This window comes from Mycoplana dimorpha (assembly GCF_003046475.1).
Taxonomy (GTDB): domain Bacteria; phylum Pseudomonadota; class Alphaproteobacteria; order Rhizobiales; family Rhizobiaceae; genus Mycoplana; species Mycoplana dimorpha.
On sequence record NZ_PZZZ01000003.1, the window covers coordinates 341,723 to 368,285 of the forward strand.

A 26,563-nucleotide genomic window follows, 5' to 3' on the forward strand; every position below is an offset into this window, starting at 1 on the left:
TTGGGGGCGGCTGCGCGTGCGGCCGGTATTAACGTGAGAATCAATCTCCTTGCGCAGTTCATAGGTCTGCTCGACGAGCTCACGCATCACGACGATGTCGTGTCGGAGTTCGAGAGACTGCTGGATGGATACGGCTTTGAATACTACGGGGTAATCCGGCAACCAAAACCGCACGAGGATCCGATGTCGCTCGTGCTGGCCGGGCGGTGGCCGCCGAAATGGCCGGAAAACTATATTCGCAAGAAATACATCGTCACCGACCCCACCATCCTGTACCTCGGCCATGCGCACGTGGGGTACCGCTGGCGTGACTCGATCGCCGCCTTCAAGCCCAATCCGCATCGCAAGCGCATGGAGCGGATGCTGGTCGATGCCCGCAACCACGGCCTGGAGGACGGCTACATCTTCCCCGTGCACGGACGGCGCGGCCTGCTCGGCACCATCATGCTCGGCGGCAAGGCCGTGGATCTCCAACCGGCGGAGATGGGCCTGTTCGAGGGCGTGGCGACCAGACTGTTCTGGAAGTTGCTCAACATCGTCGATCCGACCCTGTGCACGGCGCTCTCCGGCGACCCCGCCATTCACCTGACGCGGCGGGAAATGGAAGCCTTGAACTACCTCGCCGACGGCATGACCTCGCACGAGATCGCCCGCGTGCTGTCGATCTCCAATCACACCGTCGACTGGTACATGAACGGCATACAGGAGAAGCTGAAGGCAAAGAACCGGCATCACGCGGTAGCATTGTCGTTCCGGCTGGGGCTCGTGTCCTGAGGCCATTGTCGAGAAACCGAATGGTTTCCGGACAACGGGTGCACAACAACCGTCAGTAACCCGCGTGAAGGGGCATTATAAAAAGGCAGGCGCATCTTTTTCCGCCCATGTCGCGGATATTGTGGCTTGCATTGTTGCTGTTCTGGTAGTTCTCTTCGCAACTGCAGCATTTTCTGCGCGCCAAGTCATGAGGAGTTCGACTTGTCCATCTCGAAAATTCTCGTCGCCAACCGTTCCGAAATCGCCATCCGCGTCTTCCGCGCGGCCAATGAGCTCGGGGTAAAAACGGTGGCGATATGGGCAGAGGAGGACAAGCTGGCGCTGCACCGCTTCAAGGCGGACGAGAGTTACCAGGTCGGCCGGGGGCCGCATCTGGCCCGCGATCTCGGCCCGATCGAAAGCTACCTGTCGATCGACGAGGTGATCCGGGTCGCGAAGCTGTCCGGCGCAGATGCGATCCATCCAGGCTACGGCCTGCTGTCGGAGAGTCCGGAATTCGCCGAGGCCTGTGCCGCAAACGGCATCACCTTCATCGGGCCCAAGCCGGAGACGATGCGCCAGCTCGGCAACAAGGTCGCGGCGCGCAATCTCGCCATCGCGATCGGCGTGCCCGTGGTACCGGCGACCGAGCCGCTGCCGGACGACATGGACGAAGTCGCCCGCATGGCCGAGGAAATCGGCTATCCGGTGATGCTGAAAGCGTCGTGGGGCGGTGGCGGCCGCGGCATGCGGGCGATCCGCCATCCGAAGGACCTCGCCCGCGAGGTGACAGAGGCCAAGCGCGAGGCGAAGGCCGCCTTCGGCAAGGACGAGGTCTACCTGGAAAAGCTCGTCGAGCGGGCCCGCCACGTCGAGAGCCAGATTCTCGGCGACACGCACGGCAACGTCGTGCATCTCTTCGAGCGCGACTGCTCGATCCAGCGCCGCAACCAGAAGGTCGTCGAACGGGCGCCGGCGCCCTACCTCAGCGAGGCGCAGCGCCAGGAACTCGCCGCCTATTCGCTGAAGATCGCCGAGGCTACGAACTATGTCGGGGCCGGTACCGTCGAGTACCTGATGGACGCCGACACCGGCAAGTTCTACTTCATCGAGGTCAACCCCCGCATCCAGGTCGAGCACACCGTCACCGAGATGGTGACCGGCATCGATATCGTCAAAGCTCAGATCCATATCCTGGACGGCTTCGCCATCGGCACGCCGGAATCCGGAGTGCCGAAGCAACAGGACATTCGCCTCAACGGCCATGCGCTGCAGTGCCGCATCACCACCGAGGACCCGGAGCAGAACTTCATCCCCGACTACGGCCGCATCACCGCCTATCGCGGCGCCACCGGCTTCGGAATCCGCCTCGACGGCGGCACCGCCTATTCCGGCGCGGTGATCACCCGCTACTACGACCCGCTTCTGGAAAAGGTGACCGCCTGGGCGCCGACGGCAGACGAGGCGATCCGGCGCATGGAGCGGGCGCTGCGCGAGTTCCGCATCCGCGGCGTCGCCACCAACCTGACCTTCCTGGAAGCGATCATCAGCCATCCGAAGTTCCACGACAACAGCTACACCACGCGCTTCATCGACACCACGCCGGAGCTCTTCGCCCAGGTGAAGCGCCAGGACCGCGCCACCAAGCTGCTCACCTACCTCGCCGACGTCACCGTCAACGGCCACCCGGAAACGAAGGGGCGGCCGAAGCCGTCCGACGACATCGCCCCGCCGGTGGTGCCCCACTCGGAAGGGCAGATAGGCGCGGGCACCAAGCAGAAGCTCGACGAACTCGGCCCGAAGAGGTTCGCCGAGTGGGTACGCGCGCAGCCGCAGGTGCTGATGACCGACACGACGATGCGCGACGCGCATCAGTCGCTGCTGGCGACCCGCATGCGCACCTATGACATTGCCCGAATCGCCGAGACCTATGCCCGCACGCTGCCGCAGCTGTTCTCGCTCGAATGCTGGGGCGGGGCGACCTTCGACGTCGCCATGCGCTTCCTCACCGAGGACCCCTGGGAGCGGCTGGCCAAGGTGCGCGAGGGCGCGCCGAACCTGCTTTTGCAGATGCTGCTGCGCGGCGCCAATGGCGTCGGCTACAAGAACTACCCCGACAACGTGGTGAAATACTTCGTTCGCCAGGCGGCGAAGGGCGGCATCGACGTGTTCCGGGTGTTCGATTGTTTGAACTGGGTCGACAACATGCGCGTCTCCATGGACGCCGTGATCGAGGAAAACCGGATCTGCGAGGCGGCGATCTGCTATACCGGCGACATCCTCAATGCCGCCCGGCCGAAATATGACCTGAAGTACTACACCGCCCTTGCCGCCGAACTGGAGGCGGCCGGCGCGCACATCATCGCGGTCAAGGACATGGCCGGGCTTCTGAAACCGGCAGCGGCGCGCGTGCTGTTCAAGGCGCTGCGCGAGGCAACCGACCTGCCGATCCATTTCCACACGCACGACACCTCCGGCATCGCCGCCGCGACCGTGCTGGCGGCGGTCGATTCCGGCGTCGATATCGTCGACGCCGCGATGGACGCGCTCTCCGGCAACACCTCGCAGCCGTGCCTCGGCTCGATCGTCGAGGCGCTTTCCGGCTCCGAGCGCGACCCCGGCCTCGATCCTGAATGGATCCGCCGCATCTCCTTCTACTTCGAGGCGGTGCGGCACCAGTACGCCGCCTTCGAAAGCAACCTGAAGGGGCCGGCGTCGGAGGTCTACCTGCACGAGATGCCGGGTGGGCAGTTCACCAACCTCAAGGAACAGGCCCGCTCGCTGGGCCTGGAGACGCGCTGGCACGAGGTGGCGCAGGCCTATGCCGACGCCAACCGCATGTTCGGCGACATCGTCAAGGTGACGCCGTCCTCGAAGGTGGTCGGCGACATGGCGCTGATGATGGTCAGTCAGGACCTGACAGTAGCCGATGTCGAGGATCCGGCCAAGGACGTCTCCTTCCCCGAATCCGTGGTGTCGATGCTGAAGGGCGATCTCGGCCAGCCCCCCGGCGGCTGGCCGCAGGCGCTGCAGGAGAAGGTGCTGAAGGGCGAGGCGGCCTACACGGTGCGGCCGGGTTCGCTGCTGCCGGAGGCCGATCTCGATGCGGAGCGCAAGAGCATCGAGGCCAAGCTGGAGCGCAAGGTCACCGACTTCGAGTTCGCTTCCTACCTGATGTATCCCAAGGTCTTCACCGACTACGCGCACGCCGCCGAGACCTATGGGCCGGTCAGCGTGCTGCCGACCCACGCCTATTTCTACGGCATGGCGCCGGGCGAGGAGCTCTTTGCCGACATCGAGAAGGGCAAGACGCTGGTCATCCTCAACCAGACGCAGGGCGATGTCGATGACAAGGGCATGGTCAAGGTGTTCTTCGAGCTGAACGGCCAGCCGCGCCCGATCAAGGTGCCGGATCGGAACCGCGGCGCATCCGCCACGGTGCGCCGCAAGGCGGAGGCCGGCAACCCGGCGCAGCTTGGCGCACCGATGCCGGGTGTCGTCTCGACGGTGGCCGTTTCCGCCGGCCAGCCCGTCAAGGCCGGCGACGTGCTGCTGTCGATCGAGGCGATGAAGATGGAGACGGCGCTGCATGCCGAAAAGGACGGCACGATCGCCGAAGTGCTCGTGCGCGCCGGCGACCAGATCGACGCCAAGGACCTGCTGATCGTGTTCGGGTGACGCAGGCCGCAGGTGCCGGGTGCCAATGCTCCAGAGCAGGTCGCGTGAAAACGGGTTCATGCGGTCTGCGCCGGACGGCCGGAGTGCTCCGATCGGCCGGTCGCCTTCAGATCGCCGACACGGGCTGCAAGCCGCTGCGTCCCGTCAGTTTTCAATAACATTTGTGGAACCGCCCATGCATTTCCTGATCCGCAGCGCCGAGGCCGGCGATCTTGCCGCCATTGCCGAGATTTATCGCGAATCGGTGCTGAACGGCGTTGCCTCCTACGAGATCGAACCGCCGTCGCTCGACGAGATGCGCGGCCGGTTCACGGCGATCACGGCGGCGGGGTACCCCTACATCGTCGCGATCGACGCAGGCAGAAGCATCCTCGGCTACGCCTACGCTTCGGCGTTCCGCACGCGGCCCGCCTATCGCTGGCTGGTCGAGGATTCGATCTATCTTGCGCCCGAGGCGCGCGGGCGCGGCATCGGCAAGGCATTGCTGGCCGAACTGATCGAGCGATGCACGGCACTCGGCTTCCGGCAGATGGTGGCGGTGATCGGCGGCGCCCACCCTGCTTCCATAGCGGTGCATCGATCAACCGGCTTCGAGCATGGCGGCGTGATGAAGGCGACGGGCTTCAAGCACGGCCGATGGCTCGACACCACCATCATGCAACTGCCGCTTGGCGAGGGGGCGAGCACCGATCCGGAGCACGACGTTCCCCGGCGATAGGGAAGCGCTGAAAGCAGGCGCGCGCTGGCCAAGGCGGCGGGCGCATGTGAAGATCATGGCGAGCGCCGGAGATGGTCTTTGGAGCAGAGGCGATGACGACCGACGTGGAACTCAGCTTCATCAGGGTGGCTGAAGGTTGCGGCGTCGTTCGTGACGCCCCGTTACCGGCGAAATACCGGGACAAGGCCTACGACTCCCGCTACGACTTCGAGACGATATTCTACGACGTCTACAGGAGCGGCAACCACACTGTCCTGCAGGGGCCGCCGCTGTTCAATTTCCGGAAGCATGTCGAAGCCACCGACTTCTACGCCGGCCTCGTCAGACGCGGCGGCTTCCTGATCGAGAGGCCGGCCGGTGCGGAATATTGGCTGAAGGGCGACATGGCCGAGGTGCGGATCGACAGCGCCCTTGCCGCAGCGACAGCACGCGTGCAGCCGGATCTCAGCCATCTGTTGCAAAACAGGCGCGTCCTCTTCACCTTGTCCAGGAACAATGACGTTCAGTGGATCCTGGACTGGGTGCAGTTCCATGTCCGCATGCACGGCGCAGACGCGGTGCTGTTGTATGACAACGCCTCCACGTCGTATGGGTCGCGCGACCTGGAGGCAGAGCTTTCGCGCGCGTTTCCGGAACTGACCGTTTGCGTTGTCGACTGGCCGTTCAAGTTCGGGCCGCGCGTCTGGCGGCGGCGGGCCGCAGACGGTGGCGAGGAACGGATAAGCTCAAAATTCTGCCAGGCCGGCGCCCTGCAGCACGCCCGCTTCCGGTTTTTGCGCAAGGCCCGCAGCGTCCTGAATTGCGATGTCGACGAACTGGTGTTGGCCTCCGAAGCCGGCGGCTCGGTCTTCAGGGCGGCGGAGAGATCGCTGTTGGGCGTCGTGCACTTCAGGGGCAGGTGGATCCACGAGGTTGGGGTCGAAAGGGGCGGGCGGGCGTTGCGTCATGCGGATTCTGTTCATTATGACCCGAGCGACACAGTCGGCTGCCCGCAGAAGTGGGCGGCCGTCCCGTGGCGATGCCCAAGGGCGATGACGTGGTCCGCTCACCGGGTAAAGGGACTGGACAACCGGCTGACGCGCTCCCGTCGCTTCACCTACGGCCACTTCAGCGAAATCACGACGAACTGGAAATATGGCAGAACCGGACGGAAGACGGCCGCGAACTCTTCCGGCTATGAGGCGGACAAGGTGTTGATCGGCGCCATGCGGGCGGCCGGGCTTCGTGGAGCCTGCCTGCCGCCGGCGTGACTGCGTTGGAGGTGTCAGGTCTCGACCAGCTTGAGAGCCTTGTCGAAGACCTTCAGCACCTGCTGCAGCTCGTGTCCCCGTTTGAGGATCATGCCGTGGGCGTTGACGACGCTGTAGGCGCCTTGCCGGGCGGCGAGCTTCGGATCCTTCTCGACGCGGTAAAGCGGCACTTCGCCCGAACGCTTGAATATCGAGAACACCGCCTTGTCGCGCGTGTGGTCGATGGCATAATCACGCCATTCGCCGTCGCCGACCATCCGTCCGTAGATCCTCAGGATGGCGTCAAGCTCGCGGCGGTGAAAGGTAACGGGGAGCGGATTTTTGCTGTTCCGATATTCCCGGAGGTCCACGACCACATCTGGCCCGGCACCTCGCGGCGGAAAATCCGGCTGATCAGTCATCGAACCTCACTTCGACTGTGACAGTTACAAGACAGTTTGCCCCAGCTTCGCACAAATGCAAGCGCGGACCTGCCTGTTCCACCGCCGGGATTTGCCGAAGCCGCGATCGCAGAGCCAGGGAGGCGGCGTGCACGGCGATTTCGGCCCCAACGGCGGGCGCGATCGGCGTTTGCAACCCGTTGAATTTCGGTCCTTCTCCAATCGGCCCGGGCTGCAGGGGCAGAGCCCATGGCATGGCGTGGATCGCTGTTAACGCCTGCGGCAACCGAAAAATCGCCCTTGCCGCAATTCAGACAAAACCGCGCCCAAATTTTCGAGGAAAGTCTCCCTCGCTGTCCCGCAGCCGAACCGCTTTGCATGTGCGGGAAACCGGTCGGCCTCAGGGGGCATGCGTCGAAGCTGTTCCTGTATTCCGTTGCCGGAAGCTTCGTCACGGTCCGGTCCGGCGTCTCTTCGAACCCTCAAGCCCCAGCCCCTCGAAGAACCCGGTCCGGACCACTCCCCTGGTCCACTGAACAGCAAACCCACCTGACCTGGCGTGTTGTCGAGCTTGGCGGAGGCGTTCAGTTGCGTCTGGCCGTTTCCGGCAGCGGGCGTTTGGTCGTGATCATTCTTGCGCCCAGAATCGCGCCCGGCGTGTCGGCGGACTTCATCCGCTGCAGCAGGATGGCACAGCCTGCCCTGTCGTTCAGCATGCTCGCCGGCAGCACGAGGCTCATGGCTCGCCCTTCCCACATGCCGATCGTCTCAATGGCCTTCACGGCATGCCAGTAGGCCACCCGGCGCCCGCGGTTTTCACCATCCTGAATGTCGACCGCCTGCTCGCCGTCGAAATAGGCGACCACCACGTTGGCCTTGCCCTCGCCGCTGCCGATGTCGATCCTGATCTCGTCGCCGGCGATTTGCGCATTGACCGGGACGGAAAGGCCGCGGCCCTGCGTGGCCATGCCCTGCACCTGGGTCCGGATGCGGTCGATATCGCCGCCATTGACGTGCTCGCGGCCGTTGATGACGGCTTGCGGGGTGTAGACGGTGCCGCGGCCGAACATGCGCGCATAGGCGTATTGCCGGTCGGTGTTCTGCCTGGAGGACATCGTGTCGGTCCAGCCTAGATAGTTCCAGTAATCGACGTGGTAGGCGAGCGCCACGACATTGCCCTCGCGGATCAGCGTCTCCAGCGCCTTGTCGGCCTTCGGACAGGAGGAGCATCCCTGGCTGGTGAAGAGCTCAACCACGCCCTGCGCCGCGGAATCTCCGGCCAGAGCGGGCGTGTTGCCAGCGAGAACCGTCAAGAGGCTCGACAGGCAACCTATGATTAGCGCTCTGGGCATGATTCATCCGGGAAATACAATGCGATGCCGATCATCGGCCAAACTCATACCCGCTTGCCCGGTCAATAGGAAGTCACGAAGGAGTGAGACGCTTGCGGCTGGGCGCGACGGCAGGAAAAGAAAATGCCGGGGTGTTGGCCCCGGCATCTTTTGTCTGAAGCTTCAGAGTTTTCAGGCGGCGAGATCGCGGAGCACCGTCTGCAGGATGCCGCCGTTGTTCATGTAGGTCACCTCGTCGAGCGTATCGATGCGGCAGAGGATCGGAACCTCCTTCACCGAGCCGTCGCCGTAGGTGATCCTGGCGATCTTCTTCTCGCGCGGCTTGATCTCGCCCTCAAGGCCATCGATCTCGACGAGCTCGTCGCCCTTGAGGTCGAGGCTCTGCCAGGACGTGCCTTCCTCGAAGACGAAGGGCACGACGCCCATGCCGACCAGGTTGGAGCGGTGGATGCGCTCGAAGGACTGCGCGATCACGGCCTTGACGCCGAGCAGGTTGGTGCCCTTCGCCGCCCAGTCGCGCGACGAACCGTTGCCGTACTCGACGCCGGCGAAGATGACGAGCGGAACGCCCTCTTCCTTGTACTTCATCGCCGCGTCGTAGATCGACATCTCTTCCTTGGACGGATAGTGGATGGTGTAGCCACCTTCCTTGCCGTTCGGGCCGAGCATGTGGTTGCGGATGCGGATGTTGGCGAAGGTGCCGCGCATCATCACCTCATGGTTGCCGCGACGGGTGCCGTACTGGTTGAAGTCGGCGACCTTCACGCCGTTCTCCAGAAGGTATTCGCCCGCCGGCGAAGCGGCCTTGATCGAGCCGGCCGGCGAGATGTGGTCGGTGGTGATCTTGTCGCCGAAGAGACCGAGGACGCGGGCGCCCTTGATGTTCTTCAGCCCCGAGCCCTTCTTGCCCATGCCGACGAAGTAGGGCGGGTTCTGCACGTAGGTCGACTTGTCGTCCCAGGCATAGGTCTGGCCGGCCGGAACCTGCACCGCCTGCCAGTTGGCATCGCCCTTGAACACGTCGGCGTACTTCGTCGCGTAGAGCTCACGGGTGACGTACTTCATGATGAAGTCCTGGATCTCCTTGGAGGAGGGCCAGATGTCCTTCAGGTAGACCGGCTGGCCGTCCTGGTCCTCGCCGATCGGCTCCTTGGTCAGGTCCTTCTGGACCGTGCCTGCGAGCGCATAGGCGACGACGAGCGGCGGCGAGGCCAGGTAGTTGGCCTGGACGTCGGGCGAGATGCGGCCTTCGAAGTTGCGGTTACCCGACAGAACGCCGGCGGCGATCAGGCCCTTCTCGTTGATGGTCTTGGAGATCGGACCCGGCAGCGGGCCGGAGTTGCCGATGCAGGTCGTGCAGCCGAAGCCGACGAGGTTGAAGCCGAGCGCGTCGAGGTCCTTCTGCAGGCCGGACTTCGCCAGGTATTCGCCGACCACCTGCGATCCGGGCGCCAGCGAGGTCTTCACCCAGGGCTTGGTCTTCAGGCCCTTGGCCACGGCGTTGCGGGCCAGCAGGCCGGCGGCGATCAGCACGGACGGGTTGGAGGTGTTGGTGCATGAGGTGATCGCGGCAATGGCGACGTCGCCGTGGCCGAGATCGAAGTCTTCGCCTTCCACCGCGTAGCGGTTGGAAAGCTGGCCGGGCTTCTTGTAGTCGTTCTCGAGCGCGGTCGCGAAATTCGGCGCGATCGTCTCGAGCGGCAGGCGGCCTTCGGGGCGCTTCGGGCCAGCCATCGAGGGCACGACGTCGCCGAGGTCCAGTTCCAGCGTGTCGGTGAAGACGAGGTCGGAACCGTCACCTTCGCGCCACATGCCCTGCGCCTTCGAATAGGCTTCGACGAGCGCGATCCGCTGTTCTTCGCGGCCGGACATGGTGAGATAGTTGATCGTCTCGCTGTCGACCGGGAAGAAGCCGCAGGTGGCGCCGTATTCCGGGCCCATGTTGCCGATCGTGGCGCGGTCGGCGAGCGTCATGTTGTCGAGGCCGGGGCCGAAGAATTCAACGAACTTCGAGACGACGCCCTTCTTGCGCAGCATCTGTACGACGGTGAGCACGAGGTCGGTGGCGGTGACGCCTTCCTTCAGCTTGCCGGTCAGCTTGAAGCCGATGACTTCCGGCAACAGCATCGAGACCGGCTGACCGAGCATGGCTGCTTCCGCCTCGATGCCGCCGACGCCCCAGCCGAGAACGCCGAGGCCGTTGATCATCGTCGTGTGGCTGTCAGTGCCGACGCAGGTGTCCGGATAGGCGATGGTCTCGCCGTCCTCTTCCTTGGTCCAGACGGTCTGGCCGAGGTATTCCAGGTTGACCTGGTGGCAGATGCCGGTGCCGGGCGGAACGACGCGGAAATTCTTGAACGCCTGCTGCCCCCACTTCAGGAACCGGTAGCGCTCGCCGTTGCGCTCGTATTCAAGCTCGACGTTGCGGGCGAAGGCAGTGGCGGTGCCGAACTCGTCGACGATGACGGAGTGGTCGATGACGAGGTCGACGGGGACGAGCGGGTTGATCTTCTCCGGATCGCCGCCAAGCGCCTTGATGCCGTCGCGCATCGCGGCGAGGTCGACGACGGCGGGAACGCCGGTGAAGTCCTGCATCAGCACGCGGGCCGGGCGGTAGGCGATCTCGCTCTCGACCAGGCCCTTGTTGGAAAGCCAGGCAGCGACGCTTTCAATGTCCTTCTTCGTGACCGAGCGGCCGTCTTCGTTGCGCAGCAGGTTCTCGAGCAGCACCTTCATCGAATAGGGAAGCTTTGAGACGCCGGGAAGGCCGTTCGCTTCTGCCTTCGGCAGGCTGTAGTAAACGTAGTCGACACCGTCGACCGTGAGGGTCGAGCGACAGTTGAAGCTGTCTAGGGACTTGGACACTGGATACCCCGTTCCGTCTGATCGCCAAATGTTGACGTACGAACGCCCGTGCACCGGAGAGGCGCGAATTGGGATGCGGGTGCGGCCATTTCCGCTGTCCGTACGCGGAAGTCATTTCCGGGTTCGGCGCTTGGATGATAAATCACGCCGACCGCTGGCGTGTTGCCGGCCTTATAGATAATTTCTAAGGAACGATCCAGAGCGGCCGGTCCGGGATCGGAAGAATATTTGTGCAATGCGACGAAGGTCGTAACGGGAAAGTGAAACGCGATGCGCCTCGTTGCCGAGGGCCTGAGTGCGAAACGGGGCGAGGACCTGATCTTCCGGGACATCTCCTTTCAGATCGGAGCGGGGACGGCACTTGTCGTCAAGGGGCCGAACGGCTCCGGCAAGTCGACGCTGCTGCGCGTCGTCGCCGGCCTGCTGCCGCGCGAATCGGGCAAGGTCCAATTGAACGGCTGCCCGGCCGATGAATTCGAGACCGTTGCCGCCGCCTGCCACTATCTCGGCCACCGCAATGCGATGAAGCGCGAGCTGACGGTGGCGGAGAACCTGCACTTCTGGAAGCGCTTCTTCGGGGAAGCGCAGGGCAATGCCGGCTTTGGCGTCGAGGAGGCGGCCGAAGCGGTCGGCCTCGGCGGCATCGTGCACCTGCCCTTCGGCTATCTTTCGGCCGGCCAGCAGCGGCGCATGGCGATGGCCAAGCTGCTGGTCGCCTGGCGGCCGGTCTGGATCCTCGACGAGCCGACGGCAGCGCTCGACACCGCCGCCGAGATCATGTTCGCGGGTCTGGTCAAGGAGCATCTTCGGTGTGGCGGGATTGCGCTGGCGGCGACGCACCAGCCGCTCGGGCTCGGTAGCGCGGCGGAACTGCACATGGCCGGCTTTGCCGGTGTGTTTGCGGAGGTATGGGGGTGATGATGGAGCGTTTCTGGCCCACCCTTTCTAAGGGCAGGGCTATCACAACTGAATGGCCGGGGCAGCAGTACGCTCCTTCTTCTCCCCAGTGGGGAGAAGTGCCGAGCGCATGCGAGGCGATGAGGGGGCCTTGCGGCACGCCCTTGGCGCTTCGCGCCCCCCTCATCCGGCCCTTCGGGCCACCTTCTCCCCGTTGGGGAGAAGAGGAAGCGTGCCCGCCTCGTTCCCGATCCGAAAGCGTTTCCCCTGTCCTCAAGGAGGGTGGCCTGCGGCAACCGCGTGCCACGGCTGCGCATGTTCGGCCAGTCTTCTCCATTCATCTGGACCCCGCCGCATGACCGCGCTGCTGCTTCGCGACCTCAAGCTCTCCGTGCGCGCCGGCGGTGGCGCGATGATCGGGGTGCTGTTCTTCATGACGGTGGTCGCCGTCATCCCCTTCGGCGTCGGGCCGGATCTTAACCTGCTTGCCCGCATCGGCCCGGCGATTCTCTGGATCGGGGCGCTCCTCGCTTCACTGCTCGGGCTCGACCGGCTGTTCCAGGCCGAACGAGAGGACGGTTCGCTCGACCTCATGCTGATGCAGGACACCCCGCTGGTGCTGACGGTGCTGACGAAGTGCCTCGCGCACTGGATCGCCACCGGGCTGCCGCTGGTGATTGCTTCGCCGCTCCTGTCGCTGTTCATGAACATGGAGGTTCCGGCGATCGGCGCCACGGCGCTGACGCTGCTGGTCGGGACGCCGGCGATCACCTTCATCGGTGCGGCGGGAGCGGCGATCGCCGTGGCCCTGCCGCGCGGCGGCCTGCTCGTCTCCATCCTTGTGCTGCCGCTCGCGATCCCTGTCCTCATCTTCGGGGTCAGCGCCGTCTATGCAGCCGTCCAGGACCCGGCGCCGTTCCTGCCTCCGTTCATGATTCTCACGGCGCTGACCCTGACCTTCGCCGTGATCGGCCCGGTCGCCGCGGCCGCGGCACTTCGCGCCTCGACGGACTGACGCAAATGTGATTGATCCCCGTCAATTGAAGCAAAGCGGTGAAAGCGTTAAGACACCGAGATGAGCGAACCGAGCCTGGCAATCCGCAAGTTCACCGACCTCGCCAACCCGACGCGGTTCCTGGCGCTGAGCGGCAGCCTGTTGCCGTGGCTGGCCGCTGCGACGGCGGTCGCCTTCGCCGTCGGGCTCTATCTCTCGTTCACGACGGTCGGCGACTACCAGCAGGGCGAGACGGTGCGGATCATGTACATCCACGTGCCCGCCGCCTGGCTTGCGATGATGTGCTATTCGGTGATGGCGATCTCGGCGCTCGGCACGCTCGTCTGGCGCCATCCGCTCGCCGACGTCTCCGCCAGGACGGCAGCACCGATCGGTGCCAGCTTCACCTTCATCGCGCTCGTCACCGGCTCGTTGTGGGGCAAGCCGATGTGGGGCACCTGGTGGGTGTGGGACGCGCGGCTGACCTCCGTCTTCGTGCTGTTTCTGATGTATCTCGGCCTGATCGCTCTGAACCGGGCGATGGACGATCCGACGCGCGCCGCCAAGGCGAGCGCCATCCTGATCCTCGTCGGCTTCGTCAACATCCCGATCATCAAGTTTTCCGTCGAGTGGTGGAACACGCTGCACCAGCCGGCAAGCGTCATCCGCCTCGACGGACCGACCATCGATCCGGAATTCCTGCGGCCGCTGCTGGTGATGGCCGTCGCCTTCACGCTGCTGTTCTTCACGCTGCACATCCTGGCAATGCGCAACGAAATCCTGCGCCGGCGCATCGCGACGCTCAGGCGGCTTGCCGCCCGCAACGCCGGTCGCGAGCCGATGGAGGGACGCCGGTGAGCCATTTCGCCTATGTCGCCGCGTCCTATGCCGCTGCCTTCGGCACGATCGCCGGCCTGATCCTGTGGGTCTGGCTCGACGGCCGGGCCCGCCGCCGCGAGCTCGACGCCCTGGAGGCCGCCGGCATTCGCCGCCGATCGGCCGGAGAGCCGCAATGACGCCGTCGGCCGACGAGAAGCCGGCCGGATCGCGGACGCGCCTCCTTCTGGCGCTGTTGCCGCTGGCGATCTTCGCCGTGCTTGCGGCGATCTTCTTCCTGCAGCTCCGTTCGGGGCGCGACGTTTCCGAAATTCCCTCCGCCCTGATCGGCACGAAGGCGCCGTTCCGTGATCTCGCGCCACTCGAAGGCGCGATGCGCAACGGCGTGCCGGTGCCGGCGCTGACCGCCCAGACCGCAGCCACGGGCAAGCTCACGCTCGTCAATTTCTGGGCGTCGTGGTGCGTTCCCTGCCGGCAGGAGCATCCGGTCATCCTGGCGCTGTCGCAGGACCCGCGGCTGACGGTTGTCGGCGTGAACTACAAGGACGGCAACGAGAACGCGCTGCGCTTTCTCGGCGAACTCGGCAATCCCTACACGGCCATCGGCCTCGACCCGAACGGCAAGATGGCGATCGACTGGGGCGTCTACGGCATTCCGGAATCCTATCTCGTCGGCCCGGACGGCACGATCCTCTACAAGAAGGTCGGCCCCTTCGACGAAAACACCGTCAGGACCGGGCTGATGCCGGCGATCGAGAAGGCGCTGGCGGCGCTGGCCAGGTCCGGCTGATCGCGCCCGATTTTTCTCCCATCATGTCCTGCGGCAAGCACGAACTGCAATAAAAGGCACCGGCAAAAGGCTGGCCGACGCGATGCTTTAACCGGCGCGCCTATGCTTCCGGGCTGTGATGCGGGAGCTTTTGCCATGTGGCAGGAGCCGACGTTTGCGGCCGGGCGCCATGGAGCTTCACGCGATTGCGAAGTGACGGCTGTAGAACAGAAATGCGATGCGTGGCATTCTAGCCCGATGCCGGGACCCTGTTCCGGCGGTGCGCATATGGCCGAAAGGAGACTTTCGTGACCCAGGCGACAGACACCTACCGGGGCAACGACCGGCTGCTCTACGGCATCATCCTCGGCGTGCTGGCCTTCTGGCTATTCGCCCAGACGACCCTGAACATCGCCCCGACGATGGCCGCCGATCTCCAGGTCGACCAGTCGTTCATGAATATCGCCGTGTCGATCACCGCGCTGTTCTCCGGCATCTTCATCGTCGTCGTCGGCGGCCTCGCCGACAAGGTCGGCCGGGTGAAAATGCTCAATCTCGGCTTCATCTTCTCGATCGTCGGCTCGCTGCTGGTCGGGCTCGCTCCATCGGGGGCTCTCGGCGGCACCTTCCTGATGCTGGGGCGGATCTTTCAGGGGCTGTCCGGAGCCTTCGTCATGCCTTCCTCGCTGGCGCTGGTGAAGGCCTATTGGGACGGCGCCGAACGGCAGCGCGCCATCTCGCTGTGGTCGATGGGGTCCTGGGGCGGCTCGGGCTTTGCGGCGCTGTTCGGCGGCCTGATGGCCGAAAACGTCGGCTGGCGCTGGATCTTCATCATCGCCGCCGCCGTATCGCTGATCGGCCTGCTGATGGTGCGCGGCACCCCGGAGAGCAAGGCTCCCTCGAAAGAGGGCTACAAGTTCGACCTTGCAGGCGTGCTCACGTTCATGGTCGCGATGGTCGCCCTGCAGATCTATGCGACGCAAGGGGCGAAGTTCGGCTGGGGCAGCCCCGCCTCGCTCGGCCTGCTCGCCGCGGCGGTGATCTTCGGCGTCGCCTTCTACCGGATCGAATCCGGCAATCCGAACGCCTTCGTGCAGTTTCGCCTGTTCCGCAACCTGACCTATACCGGTGCCACGATCTCGAACCTGCTGCTGAACGCGACGGCGGGGATCATCATGGTGGCGATGCTGCTGTTGCAGGAGGGCGGTTCGATGACGGCGCAAAGGGCCGGCCTGCTGACGATCGGCTACGCCATCACCATCATGGCGTTCATCCGCGTCGGCGAAAAACTGCTGCAGCGGTTTGGCCCGCGCAAGCCGATGCTGTGGGGCTGCTACATCGTCGGCCTGTCTATCCTGCTGCTGATGCCGACCAACCTGATGCTGGGCCCCTACACGGTGCTGTCGGTGATCGCGTTCTCGCTGTTCGGGCTCGGCCTGGCGTTCTACGCCACGCCCTCGACCGACGCGGCGCTGTCGAACCTGCCGGAAGACCAGGCGGGCGCCGGCGCCGGCATCTACAAGATGGCCTCGTCGCTCGGCGCCTCCTTCGGGGTGGCCATCTCGTCGACGATCTATACGGCGATCGCCGGCCAAAACGACGCCTTCCGCTGGATCGAAGGCGTGATCACCTTCGTCGGCCGGCAGGGAAACCTGGCTTCGCGCGAGGCGGCGTTCTTTGCGCTGTTCGCCAACCTCGTGATGCTGGTCGCAGCCATCGTCTCGATCGTCACCACCGTGCCCGCTGGCCGATCCGACGAGCGCAGCCCGGTACAACCCTCGGCGCAGGGGACGTGACATGAACGCGATCGTCAGGGAACTGGAAGAAGACAGCGCCGCCATGAGGGAATGGTTCGAGCACATGCATCGCCATCCCGAACGGTCGATGCGGGAAGAGAGCACCGCCGCGTTCATCGCCGAAACGCTGCGCGGTTTCGGCGGCTACGAGGTCGAGACAGGCATCGGCAAGCACGGGATCGTGGCGACGCTCAAGGTGGGCGACGGGGACAAGGCGATCGGCCTGCGCGCCGATTTCGACGCGCTGCCGATCCAGGAGGAAAACGACCTGCCCTACAAATCCACCGTCGACGGCGTGTCGCATCTGTGCGGTCACGACGGCCATACGGCCATGCTGCTGGGAGCCGCCAGATATCTGGCGAGGACCAGGAATTTCAACGGCACCATCCGGCTGATCTTCCAGCCCGCCGAAGAGACCATGGAAGGCGGCCCGGCCATGATCAGAGACGGGCTGTTCGAACGCTTCCCGGTCGATGCCGTGTTCGGCATGCACAACATCCCCGGTCTCGAAGAGGGCAAATTCTACTTCCGTCCCGGCGAGATGATGGCGTCGGTCGACAACTGGGAGGTCGAGATCATCGGCAAGGGCGGGCACGGCGGTATCCCCGAGCTGACCATCGACCCGGTCGTGGCCGGCTCATCCGTCGTGATGGCGATCCAGAGCATCGTATCGCGCAACGTAGCGCCGGCGCATCGGGCGGTGGTGACCATCGGCGCTTTCCTGGCGGGCAACGCCGGCAACGTCGTCGCCAGCAGCGCCATCCTGCGTCTGTCGGTGCGCACCACGACGCCCGAGGACCGCGAGATGGTGCTGGGCAATATCCGCCGCATCGTCGCCCACCAGGCGGAGTCCTTCGGCTGCACCTCGCAAATCCGCGAAGGCGTTCCCGGCGCCGTGCTGGTCAACGATGCGGAAGAGACCGACAGGGCTGCGCGGATTGCGCAGGCGGCCTTCGGCGAGGATCAGGTGATCTATCCCGGCCCGTCATTCCTTGCCTCGGAAGACTTCGCCTTCATGCTGCAGGAGAAGAAGGGCACCTACTGCTTTCTCGGCGGCGGCCCGGGCAAGATGGTCCATCACCCCGAATACCGTTTCAACGAGAACATTCTGCCCGTCGGCGCGGCCTACTGGGTGGCGCTCACCGAAAGCTACCTGCGCTGATTGAAATGGCGTCCACAAGGTGCGGAAGCCCCGGGCGAATGCGCTTGACCGGCGCAAAACCGGCGCGCGGTCATGCGGGTCAGGAGCGCTTGCCGTCCTCGGGGGTCTCGACCGAATATTTCATGATCAGCGGCATCTGGGAGAGGGTAAAGAGCACGGTGATCGGCATCGTGCCCCAGACCTTGAAGGCCACCCAGAAATCCGTCGAGAACTGCCGCCAGACGATTTCGTTCAAGACGGCGAGCACGAGGAAGAACAGGCCCCAGCGCAGCGTCAGCTTGCGCCAGCCTTCTTCCGTCAGCCTGAAGGCGGCGTTGAACACGTAGCCGAGCAGCGGCTTGCCGAAAGCGAGCCCGCCGAGCAGGATCACGCCGAACAGCGTGTTGACGATCGTCGGCTTCATCTTGATGAAGGTGTCGTTCTGCAGATAGAGCGTCAGCGCGCCGAACACGAAGACGACGATGCCGGAGACCAGCGGCATCATCGGCAGCGTCCGCGTCAGCACCCAGGAAACGAGCAGTGCCGCCGCCGTCGCCGCCATGAACAGGCCGGTGGCGATGAAGATCGGGCCGCCGAGTTCGGCCAGCGCCGGGAAATGCCCGGCCAGCCACTCGCCGCGTGAATTGGCGAAGAAGAAGACGACGAGCGGACCGAGTTCCAGCACCAGCTTCAGGAGCGGGCTCACCTTCGGCTTGCCGGCATCCTCCAGCGTCTCGATGATCCTGTCTTCGCTCATGCCTCAACCCCTGCGATCGCCTGCGCGAAATCCCTGGCCTCGAAAGGCTCGAGATCGTCGATGCCTTCGCCCACGCCGATGAAATAGACCGGCAGCTTGTGCTTGGCGGCGATCGCCACCAGGATGCCGCCCCGAGCCGTACCGTCCAATTTTGTCATGATCAGGCCGCTGACGCCGGCAACGTTGCGGAAGATTTCCACCTGGTTCATGGCGTTCTGGCCGGTGGTGGCATCGAGCGTCTGCAGCACCGTGTGCGGCGCATCCGGATCCAGCTTGCCGAGCACCCGGACGATTTTCTCCAGTTCCGCCATCAGCTCCGACTTGTTCTGCAGCCGGCCGGCGGTATCGATGATCAGCACGTCGCTCTTCTTCTCCTTGGCCTGCTCGTAGGCCTCGTAGGCGAGGCCGGCCGCATCGGCGCCGAGCCTGGAGGAGACGATGTCGGACCCGGTCCGCTCGGCCCAGATGTGGAGCTGCTCGATCGCCGCGGCGCGGAACGTGTCGCCGGCGGCCATCATCACCTTGAGGCCGGCGCCGGAAAGTTTTGCCGCGAGCTTGCCGATCGTCGTCGTCTTGCCGGTGCCGTTGACGCCGACGACGAGGATCACGTGCGGCTTGTGCGACAGGTCGAGCTCGAGCGGCTTGGCGACCGGCTCCAGCACCTTGGTGATCTCGCCGGCCATGATCCGGCCGACGTCCGTGCCGGTGACGTCCTTGCCGTAGCGCTCGGCGGCGAGCGTGTCGGTAATGCGCAATGCCGTCTCGACGCCGAGGTCGGCCTGGATCAGGAGGTCCTCCAGGTCCTGCAGCGTCGCGTCGTCGAGCTTGCGCTTGGTGAAGAGGCCGGTGATCTGGCCGGTCAGGTGCGAGGAGGTGCGGGCAAGGCCCAAGCGCAGCCGCTGCAGCCAACTGCGCTTCGGCGCCTGTTGCGGCGCTTCCTGTTCCTCCGGCTTGTGCCGGGCGGTGGAGAAGCCTTTCGGCAGGGCCGGTGCGACTTCCTCGGCCTCGAGTACCGTCTCATCCAGCTGCCGATCCGCCAACTGCGCTTCGGGCACGATCGCCTCAGCGGGATCGGGCTCTTCGCTCACAGCCGTGGCCGGTTGCGGCGGGGCCTCGGGCGCCGGAATTTCATGTGCCGCAGGCTCCGGATCGGCCGTGTCCGGTTCTGTTTCGGCAACCGATGCATCCTCGGCCGCCATTTGGGGCGATAGGTCTCCGGTGGGCTCCGGCGCGGGGGCCATCGCCGCTTCCCGTGCGGCGATCTCCTCGTGGGCATGTTCCACGCCGCCCATGCCGATATTGACGAGTTCGGCGGCGCGGGTGGTTTCCGCCTCCGGAGACAGCGCGGCATGCGGCTCCGGCACGCCGGCATCGATATCGCCGGCTCCCGGTGCTGCGCTCGTCTGGTCGGAGGCGGCCGGCGCCGGGTGGTCGACCGGGGGAAGCGGATATATGCCGGCCTGCAGTTCGGTGCGGTGCAGGTCCACCTCCGGGTTGGCCGCTTCGGCCTCCTCCAGAAGCAGATCGCGATCCGAGGCCGGCTCTGGCGTCTCCGGCGGCGCCACTTCGGCCGGCAGCTCGTCTGGCCGGATGGCCTGTTCCTCGTTCACCGCCTCCGCGGCATCGGAAGCCGGGTGGTCCTTGCCGAAGGAGAAGATCTTCTTGATGAAGCCGAGGGCCATGGTGAAATCCGCTAGTTGCGAAGAGATGCTGGATTGGTCCGCATCGTCAGATGCTTGCCATTGTGGCCGGTGACAATCACCGGCACAAGATCGCGCGGCGCAAGCCCGGCCGCGTCGACGAGCGTGAAGTTTTCGGTATGCGCCAGTCCGTTGCTTTCGACAAGGATCATTTGCCGGCTGCCGGCCATCGACGCCAGGTGAGCAAGGTGGAGCTGGCGGCCGCAGTCGCGCAGGCGGGCGGCGCGTGCCTTGACCAGAGCCCGGTCGAGTTGCGGCATGCGCGCCGCCGGCGTGCCCGGGCGTGGGCTGTAGGGAAAGACGTGCAGGTTGGCGATGCCGCATTCGGCGGCGAGGCTGGCGCTCCGCTCCGCCATCTCCTCGGTCTCGGTCGGAAAGCCGGCGATCATGTCGGCGCCGAAACTGATCTCCGGCCGCAGCCGGCGGACCTGGTGGCAGAAGGAGACGGCGTCGGCACGCGAATGGCGGCGCTTCATCCGCTTCAGGATCAGGTCGTCGCCATGCTGCAGCGACAGGTGCAGGTGCGGCATGAAGCGCGGCTCGTCGGCGATCAGGTCGAAGAGGTGGCGGTCCGCCTCGATCCCGTCGATCGACGACAGCCTGAGCCGCAGGATGTCCGGCACCTGCTTCAGCAGCGTCTTCGCCAGAAGCCCGAGGCTGGGCTGGCCGGGCAGGTCGGCCCCGTAGCTGGTTGCATCGACGCCGGTCAGCACGATCTCGCGATAGCCGCTCTCAACCAGTTGCCGCGCCTGGTCGACGATCGCGCCCATCGGCACCGAACGGGAATTGCCGCGGCCGAAGGGAATGATGCAGAATGTGCAGCGGTGGTCGCAGCCGTTCTGCACCTGGATGAAGGCGCGCACGTGCCCGTCGATCGCCTTGACCAACTGCGGCGCAGTCTCGGTCACGCTCATGATGTCGTTGACGCGAACCTTCTCCTCGGCGGAGACGCCGAAATCCGGGAGGCCCCGATAGGAGGCGCTCTTCAGCTTCTCCTCGTTGCCGAGCACCGCATCCACCTCCGGCATCGCCGCGAAGGTGTCCTTCTCCGTCTGTGCAGCACAGCCGGTGACGATGATGCGGGCATGCGGATTGTCGCGTCGGGCGCGGCGGATCGCCTGGCGGGCCTGGCGCACCGCCTCGCCGGTCACAGCACAGGTGTTGACGAGGACGGCGTTGTTGAGCCCCGCCTTCTCGGCCTCGCCGCGCATCACTTCCGATTCATAGGTGTTGAGGCGGCAGCCGAAGGTTATGACCTCCACCCCGCTCAAGGCACCGCCGCTCCGCTGCCGGCAATGTCCGCGTCACGCTGCCAGGCGCCGCTCGCAGGGTCGAGGGTGCCCGACCATTCCCATTCGGCGGGGCCGGTCATGACGACATGGTCGTCGCTTTCGCGCCAGTCGATGGTGAGGACGCCGGGCGGGTTGGCCGAGGCGACGTGGACGTCGACCTTGCGGCCGGTGCGTCCTGTCCGGGCAGCACTAACGGCGGCGGCGCAGGCGGCAGAGCCACAGGCGAACGTCAGCCCGGCGCCGCGCTCCCAGGTGCGCGTCGTCATCGCGGTGCGCGAGGTGACCTGCGCCAGGGTGATGTTGGCCCGCTCGGGGAAGATCGGGTGGTTCTCCAGCAACGGACCGAAGCGGGCGAGATCGTAGGACATTACGTCGCGGTCGACCCAGAAGACTGCATGCGGATTGCCCATCGACATGGCCGATGGCGAATGCAGCACGGGATCGTCGATCGGGCCGATCTGCAGTTCGATGCGGCGGGTGTCGTGGAATTCCTCGGCGAGCGGGATCCGGTTCCAGTCAAAGACGGGACTGCCCATGTCGACGGAGATCGTGCCGTCCTCGTGCTCGATGGCGTTGAGGATGCCGGCGACCGTCTGGAAGGTGAAAGCCTTGTTGCCCGTCTCGGCGGCAAGCGCCTGCACGACGCAACGCGTGCCGTTGCCGCAGGCCTGCGCCTTGGTGCCGTCGCAATTGAGGATGTCGATGAAGGCGTCGGTGCCGTGGACCTTCGGATCGTGGATCGCCATGATCTGGTCGAAGGCGGTTTGTGGATCTGCGGCGAGCGCGATCGCGGCCTCGGCGGTCACGCGGTCCGTGCGGCCGCGCATGTCGACAACGAGGATCTTGTTGCCAAGCCCGTTCATCTTGGCGAATTCGACCGTGCTGTTCATCGGGATGCTTTCTTAGTGTTTGGCCGTCTATATGGCGGAAACGCGGGGAAAATGCCAGTGGCGCGCGCGGCGCCGTGCAATGACGCGTCTCGCCCGCGAAGAGGCGCGCAGCCGCTTCCTGGCAGGGTCTGTGGATGAGAGCCGACTTGCAGTCTCATGCCTCCGGCACGTCGAAGATCTCACCGGCCCGCAGCGCGCGGAACCGTTCGGACTCAACGCCCTTGTCGGCGAGTGCGGCCTTCAGCATGTCGACAGGGGCGTCGATCGCCTCGTCGGTCAGTTGCACCGTTCCGAAGTGATGGCCGACGGCATGAGCCGCCTTGCAGGCGAGCATCCCGTCGACGGCCTCATCGGGGTTCTGGTGCTGGCTCTTCATGAACCAGCGGGGTTCGTAGGCGCCGATTGGCAGGCAGGCTAGGCGAAAGCCGCCGTGCCTGTCGGCGGCGGTCCGGTAGTTGATGCCGTCGTGAAAGCCGGTGTCGCCGATGTGGTAGATTTTCCCGGCCGGGGTCGTCAGCACGAAGGCGGCCCACAGCGCCATGCGGCGATCGCGCGTCCCTCGTGCCGACCAGTGGTGGCAGGGCTCGCAGTCGATCGTCAGGTCGTCCCAGCGGGAAATCCGATCGCCCCAGTCCATGCGGTAGATCTTCGCATCCGGAATGGCGCGACGGATGATGGTGTCGTTGCCGAGCGGTGTCACGATGTGGGGCGCATGCCGCGCCTGCAGCCGCTTCAGCGTGGCAAGATCGAGATGGTCGTAGTGGTTGTGGGTAACGAGCACGACGTCGATCGGCGGCAGGTCGTCGAAGCCGATGCCGGGTGGGACGACACGCCTTGGCCCGGTGAAGGTGAAGGGGCTGGTGCGAACCGACCAGACGGGGTCGGTGAGGATGTTCAGGCCTGCCACCTGAACAAGCAATGTCGCATGGCCGACCATGGTGACCCGCAGGTCCTTGCCGCCAATCCGTTCCTCCGGTCGGGCGGCGGGAAAGGGGCTCGGCGCCGACCTCGGCCAGCGCGCCCGGCCACCGCTGAACTGCCAGCGCAGGAGATCGCGAAGACCGCGAGGCGGATCGCCGCCGGGATTGAAAAAATGCGTGCCGTCGAAATGATCGGAAATGGGGCCGGTGTAATAGGGGTTTCGAAGTTTTTCCGGCATGAGCGGTTCGTCCAATCTGTCCGGCCCGTGCAGTTTCCCGTTGGACACCTAATCTGGCGTGGCTGACTTCCGATTGCCAGCGTGAACCTTGACTTTCCGCCTGCCTTGCTGTTTAAGCGCGCAATCTGCGACAAGTAACGACACTTGAAGCCGCCGACCGGGACCCGCAAAGGTATAAAGAGATCCCGGAGGTCAGCACCCGACAGCGCGATGCGCCCTCGGGTGCTATTCGGCTTTGCGTCTTGTTTTTGCCGTCGATTGCACCGACGTTTCCGCCAGAAGCGGAAACTAGAAGGAAGACGTGATGTTCGAAACACTCCAGGACCGCCTTGGCGCCATCTTGAATGGCCTGACAGGCCGCGGCTCGCTCTCCGAGGCAGATGTCTCGGCGGCGCTGCGCGAGGTCCGCCGCGCGCTGCTGGAAGCCGACGTCGCTCTGGAAGTGGTCCGCTCCTTTACCGACGCGGTGCGTGAGAAGGCGGTCGGTGCGGAAATCCTGAAATCGATCAAGCCCGGCCAGATGGTCGTCAAGATCGTCCATGACGAGCTTGTCGCCATGCTCGGCTCGGAGGGCGTGTCGATCGACCTCAACGCCGCCGCCCCCGTCGTCATCATGATGGTCGGCCTGCAGGGCTCCGGCAAGACCACCACCTCGGGCAAGATCGCCAACCGGCTGAAGACGCGCGACAAGAAGAAGGTCCTGATGGCCTCGCTCGACACGCGCCGTCCGGCCGCGCAGGAGCAGTTGCGCCAGCTCGGCGTCCAGACCGGTGTCGACACGCTGCCGATCATCGCTGGCCAGTCACCGACCGACATTGCCGCCCGCGCCGTGCAGGCCGCCAAGCTCGGCGGCCATGACGTCGTCATCCTCGACACCGCCGGCCGCACCCATATCGACGAGCCGCTGATGATCGAGATGGCGGAGATCAAGCGGAAGTCCAATCCGCACGAGATCCTGCTCGTCGCCGACGCGCTGACCGGTCAGGACGCCGTCAACCTCGCCCGCAACTTCGACGACCGGGTCGGCATCACCGGCCTCGTCCTGACCCGCATGGACGGCGACGGCCGCGGCGGTGCGGCGCTGTCGATGCGTGCCGTCACCGGCAAGCCGATCAAGCTGATCGGCGTCGGCGAGAAGATGGGCGAGCTGGAGGAATTCCATCCCCGCCGCGTCGCCGACCGCATCCTCGGCATGGGCGACATCGTCAGCCTCGTCGAGAAGGCGGCGGAACACATCGACGCCGAGAAGGCGGCCGCCATGGCCGCCAAGATGGCCAAGGGCAAGTTTGACCTCAACGACCTCGCCGACCAGCTGCGCCAGATGCAGAAGATGGGCGGCATGGGCGGCATCATGGGGCTGATGCCCGGCATGGCCGGCATGAAGGACAAGATGGCCGCCGCCGGCCTCGACGACAAGATGTTCGGCCGGCAGCTCGCCATCATCTCCTCGATGACCAAGGCCGAGCGCGCCAATCCGGACATTCTCAAGCATTCACGCAAGAAGCGCATCGCTAGCGGCTCCGGCACCGATGCGGCCGACATCAACAAGCTTCTGAAGATGCACCGCCAGATGGCGGACATGATGAAGATGATGGGCGGCAAGAAGGGCGGCGGCCTGATGAAGCAGATGATGGGCGGCCTGGCCGGCAAGATGGGGCTGGGCGGCATGGGCGGCGGCATGGGCGGCATGCCGGACCTGTCGAAGCTCGATCCGAAGCAGCTGGAAGCCCTGCAGAAGCAGGCGGAAGCCGCCGGCATCAAGCCGGGCGCCGGCCTGCCGGGCCTCGGCGGCAACGGCGGCCTGCCCGGCCTCGGGGCGAAGCTGCCTGGCCTTGGCGGCGGTTTCCCGGGTCTGCCCGGCCTGCCGAAGAAGAAGTGAGGGAAGCGGCGATGATCGACCCCGAAGTCAAGAAGCAGCTCGCCGGCTACCGGCAGTCGATCGACAACATCGACGCGGCCCTGGTCCACATGCTCGCCGAACGGTTCCGCTGCACCCAGGCGGTCGGCGTGCTGAAGGCCACCCACGATCTGCCGCCGGCCGACCCGGCGCGCGAGGAATACCAGATCGAACGCCTCCGCCGCCTGGCGAAGGACGCCAATCTGGATCCGGATTTCGCGGAGAAGTTCCTGAACTTCATCATCCGCGAGGTGATCCGGCATCATGAAGCCATCGCCGCCGACTACAGCGGCTCGAACAACCAGCATACCGCTTGAGAAGAGCGGCCAGTTACATCCCGAAGGAGAAATGCAATGTCCCTGAAGATCCGTCTCGCCCGTGGTGGTTCCAAGAAGCGCCCGTACTACCAGATCGTCGTCGCCGACGCCCGCTCGCCGCGCGACGGCCGCTTCCTCGACCGGGTCGGCGCCTGGAACCCGATGCTCGGCAAGGAAGACGCCAAGCGCATCGAGCTCAATGAAGAGCGCATCAAGGAATGGCTCGCCAAGGGCGCCCAGCCGACCGACCGCGTGCTGCGTTTCCTCAACGAAGCCGGTATCGCCAAGCGCGACGCCCGCAACAACCCTGACAAGGGCAAGCCGGGCAAGAAGGCACTCGAGCGCGCCGCCGAGAAGAAGCAGAAGGCCGAGGACGCCGCTGCTGCCGCTGCTGCGGAATAATCCGGCCCCAGCCTAGTTTCGAACGGGCGGCGTGTCTCATGCCGCCCGTTTCGTTTGCAAGCATGCTTGCTCCGCACGCACTTCGAGGCGTATTGGAGCGGCAGGACAGATTTGCGCACGCTCGGTGCGCGCCGGATCAAAAACGATGAGCAAACTCGAAAACCCCGTTCTGATGGGCACGATCGGTGCGGCGCAGGGCTTGCGCGGCGAGGTTCGCGTCAAGGCTTATACGCTCGATCCGACCGCGCTCGGCGATTACGGCAATCTTCATAGCGGCGACGGCCGGGTCTTCGAGGTGCTGGAGGTCCGCGAGGCCAAGAATGTCGTCGTCGTCCGGTTTCGCGGCATCAACGATCGCAACGCCGCCGAGGCGCTGAAGGGGCTCGAGCTCTATATCGAGCGCGACAAGCTGCCCGACGAGGAGCTCGACGACGACGAGTTCTTCTATGCCGATCTCGAGGGAATGGAGGCCGTCGACGAGACGGGCCGCAGCCACGGCACGGTCACCGGCATCTTCGATTTCGGCGCCGGCGACCTCCTGGAGCTGAAGGGCCCCGGCAAGCGGCCGGTGCTCATCCCCTTCTCCGAGGCCGCCGTCCTTGAGGTTGATTTCGAAAACGGCAAGCTTTTGATCGATCCGGTCGCCGCCGGCCTCGACGAGGAGAATGAGGATCGCCCCGGCAGCCGCCGGCGCCGCCCGCCGCGCGAGGGGGAATGAC

The 26,563-nt window shown here is 65.2% G+C and carries 23 protein-coding genes; 15 read left to right on the top strand and 8 right to left on the bottom strand.

The features are described from left to right. Nucleotides 1-33: 33 nt before the first annotated feature. The 4 genes from C7449_RS08470 to C7449_RS08485 all read left to right on the top strand — a co-directional run bounded on the left by C7449_RS08470 (nucleotide 34) and on the right by C7449_RS08485 (nucleotide 6,399). Entirely contained in the window at nucleotides 34-774 is a 741-nt protein-coding gene (locus C7449_RS08470; RefSeq protein WP_108002353.1) for a LuxR family transcriptional regulator, read from the top strand. A 201-nt stretch (nucleotides 775-975) separates the two neighbouring features. Continuing rightward, nucleotides 976-4,431: a pyruvate carboxylase gene (gene pyc / locus C7449_RS08475; RefSeq protein WP_108002354.1), complete on the top strand. Its 3,456-nt coding sequence runs from the start codon at nucleotides 976-978 to the stop codon at nucleotides 4,429-4,431. Between the two features lie 175 nt (nucleotides 4,432-4,606). Continuing rightward, nucleotides 4,607-5,149 carry a GNAT family N-acetyltransferase gene (locus C7449_RS08480; protein ID WP_108002355.1) on the top strand — a complete coding sequence of 181 codons (543 nt, stop codon included), beginning with the start codon at nucleotides 4,607-4,609 and terminating at the stop codon, nucleotides 5,147-5,149. A gap of 92 nt (nucleotides 5,150-5,241) precedes the next feature. Next, nucleotides 5,242-6,399 carry a hypothetical protein gene (locus C7449_RS08485; protein ID WP_108002356.1) on the top strand — a complete coding sequence of 386 codons (1,158 nt, stop codon included), beginning with the start codon at nucleotides 5,242-5,244 and terminating at the stop codon, nucleotides 6,397-6,399. Between the two features lie 14 nt (nucleotides 6,400-6,413). Here the strand turns inward: C7449_RS08485 and C7449_RS08490 are convergent, their stop codons facing one another. The 3 genes from C7449_RS08490 to acnA form a co-directional block, all read right to left on the bottom strand. Beyond that, nucleotides 6,414-6,800: a DUF2794 domain-containing protein gene (locus C7449_RS08490; protein WP_108002357.1), complete on the bottom strand. Its 387-nt coding sequence runs from the start codon at nucleotides 6,798-6,800 to the stop codon at nucleotides 6,414-6,416. A 563-nt stretch (nucleotides 6,801-7,363) separates the two neighbouring features. Continuing rightward, nucleotides 7,364-8,131 carry a DUF1223 domain-containing protein gene (locus C7449_RS08495; protein ID WP_108002358.1) on the bottom strand — a complete coding sequence of 256 codons (768 nt, stop codon included), beginning with the start codon at nucleotides 8,129-8,131 and terminating at the stop codon, nucleotides 7,364-7,366. A 171-nt stretch (nucleotides 8,132-8,302) separates the two neighbouring features. After that, nucleotides 8,303-10,996 (bottom strand): aconitate hydratase AcnA, encoded by a 2,694-nt coding sequence (gene acnA / locus C7449_RS08500; protein ID WP_108002359.1) that lies wholly within the window; start codon nucleotides 10,994-10,996, stop codon nucleotides 8,303-8,305. 270 nt (nucleotides 10,997-11,266) lie between these two features. Between acnA and ccmA the strand changes: the two genes are divergently transcribed. From ccmA to C7449_RS08535, 7 genes are all read left to right on the top strand, one after another. Beyond that, on the top strand, nucleotides 11,267-11,914 hold the full coding sequence (gene ccmA, locus C7449_RS08505) for a heme ABC exporter ATP-binding protein CcmA (RefSeq protein ID WP_108002360.1): 648 nt from the start codon (nucleotides 11,267-11,269) through the stop codon (nucleotides 11,912-11,914). 334 nt (nucleotides 11,915-12,248) lie between these two features. Continuing rightward, nucleotides 12,249-12,908 carry a heme exporter protein CcmB gene (gene ccmB, locus C7449_RS08510; RefSeq protein ID WP_108002361.1) on the top strand — a complete coding sequence of 220 codons (660 nt, stop codon included), beginning with the start codon at nucleotides 12,249-12,251 and terminating at the stop codon, nucleotides 12,906-12,908. A gap of 60 nt (nucleotides 12,909-12,968) precedes the next feature. After that, nucleotides 12,969-13,745: a heme ABC transporter permease gene (locus C7449_RS08515; RefSeq protein WP_108002362.1), complete on the top strand. Its 777-nt coding sequence runs from the start codon at nucleotides 12,969-12,971 to the stop codon at nucleotides 13,743-13,745. Continuing rightward, entirely contained in the window at nucleotides 13,742-13,903 is a 162-nt protein-coding gene (gene ccmD / locus C7449_RS08520) for a heme exporter protein CcmD (protein WP_108002363.1), read from the top strand. The genes C7449_RS08515 and ccmD overlap by 4 nt, the downstream gene beginning before the upstream one ends. After that, nucleotides 13,900-14,514, top strand: a complete 615-nt coding sequence (locus C7449_RS08525) for a DsbE family thiol:disulfide interchange protein (protein WP_108002364.1) — start codon at nucleotides 13,900-13,902, stop codon at nucleotides 14,512-14,514. Before ccmD ends, C7449_RS08525 begins: the two co-directional genes overlap by 4 nt. Before the next feature lie 287 nt (nucleotides 14,515-14,801). Then, nucleotides 14,802-16,289, top strand: a complete 1,488-nt coding sequence (locus C7449_RS08530) for an MFS transporter (RefSeq protein WP_108002365.1) — start codon at nucleotides 14,802-14,804, stop codon at nucleotides 16,287-16,289. Nucleotide 16,290: 1 nt separating this feature from the next. Then, entirely contained in the window at nucleotides 16,291-17,451 is a 1,161-nt protein-coding gene (locus C7449_RS08535) for an amidohydrolase (protein ID WP_108002366.1), read from the top strand. Between the two features lie 79 nt (nucleotides 17,452-17,530). On the opposite strand, the gene C7449_RS08540 is transcribed toward C7449_RS08535, so the two are convergent. The 5 genes from C7449_RS08540 to C7449_RS08560 all read right to left on the bottom strand — a co-directional run bounded on the left by C7449_RS08540 (nucleotide 17,531) and on the right by C7449_RS08560 (nucleotide 23,228). Beyond that, complete coding sequence (locus C7449_RS08540; protein ID WP_108002670.1) at nucleotides 17,531-18,169, bottom strand: septation protein A; 639 nt, start codon at nucleotides 18,167-18,169, stop codon at nucleotides 17,531-17,533. 14 nt (nucleotides 18,170-18,183) lie between these two features. Then, nucleotides 18,184-19,869, bottom strand: a complete 1,686-nt coding sequence (gene ftsY / locus C7449_RS08545; RefSeq protein WP_108002367.1) for a signal recognition particle-docking protein FtsY — start codon at nucleotides 19,867-19,869, stop codon at nucleotides 18,184-18,186. 11 nt (nucleotides 19,870-19,880) lie between these two features. Beyond that, nucleotides 19,881-21,158 carry a tRNA (N(6)-L-threonylcarbamoyladenosine(37)-C(2))-methylthiotransferase MtaB gene (gene mtaB / locus C7449_RS08550; protein ID WP_108002368.1) on the bottom strand — a complete coding sequence of 426 codons (1,278 nt, stop codon included), beginning with the start codon at nucleotides 21,156-21,158 and terminating at the stop codon, nucleotides 19,881-19,883. Beyond that, the gene (dapF, locus tag C7449_RS08555) at nucleotides 21,155-22,069 is read right to left on the bottom strand and encodes a diaminopimelate epimerase (protein WP_108002369.1); all 915 of its coding nucleotides are present in this window, start codon (nucleotides 22,067-22,069) and stop codon (nucleotides 21,155-21,157) included. Before dapF ends, mtaB begins: the two co-directional genes overlap by 4 nt. A gap of 154 nt (nucleotides 22,070-22,223) precedes the next feature. Beyond that, on the bottom strand, nucleotides 22,224-23,228 hold the full coding sequence (locus C7449_RS08560) for an MBL fold metallo-hydrolase (protein WP_108002671.1): 1,005 nt from the start codon (nucleotides 23,226-23,228) through the stop codon (nucleotides 22,224-22,226). Nucleotides 23,229-23,532: 304 nt separating this feature from the next. On the opposite strand from C7449_RS08560, the gene ffh reads away from it, so the two are divergent. The 4 genes from ffh (at nucleotide 23,533) to rimM (ending at nucleotide 26,562) form a co-directional block, all read left to right on the top strand. Beyond that, the gene (gene ffh, locus C7449_RS08565; RefSeq protein ID WP_108002370.1) at nucleotides 23,533-25,107 is read left to right on the top strand and encodes a signal recognition particle protein; all 1,575 of its coding nucleotides are present in this window, start codon (nucleotides 23,533-23,535) and stop codon (nucleotides 25,105-25,107) included. An 11-nt stretch (nucleotides 25,108-25,118) separates the two neighbouring features. Then, entirely contained in the window at nucleotides 25,119-25,442 is a 324-nt protein-coding gene (locus C7449_RS08570; protein ID WP_108002371.1) for a chorismate mutase, read from the top strand. Between the two features lie 36 nt (nucleotides 25,443-25,478). After that, on the top strand, nucleotides 25,479-25,844 hold the full coding sequence (gene rpsP, locus C7449_RS08575; protein ID WP_108002372.1) for a 30S ribosomal protein S16: 366 nt from the start codon (nucleotides 25,479-25,481) through the stop codon (nucleotides 25,842-25,844). Between the two features lie 145 nt (nucleotides 25,845-25,989). Further along, nucleotides 25,990-26,562, top strand: coding sequence for a ribosome maturation factor RimM (gene rimM / locus C7449_RS08580; protein ID WP_108002373.1), 573 nt, complete (start codon nucleotides 25,990-25,992; stop codon nucleotides 26,560-26,562). The last annotated feature ends 1 nt before the right edge of the window (nucleotide 26,563 follow it).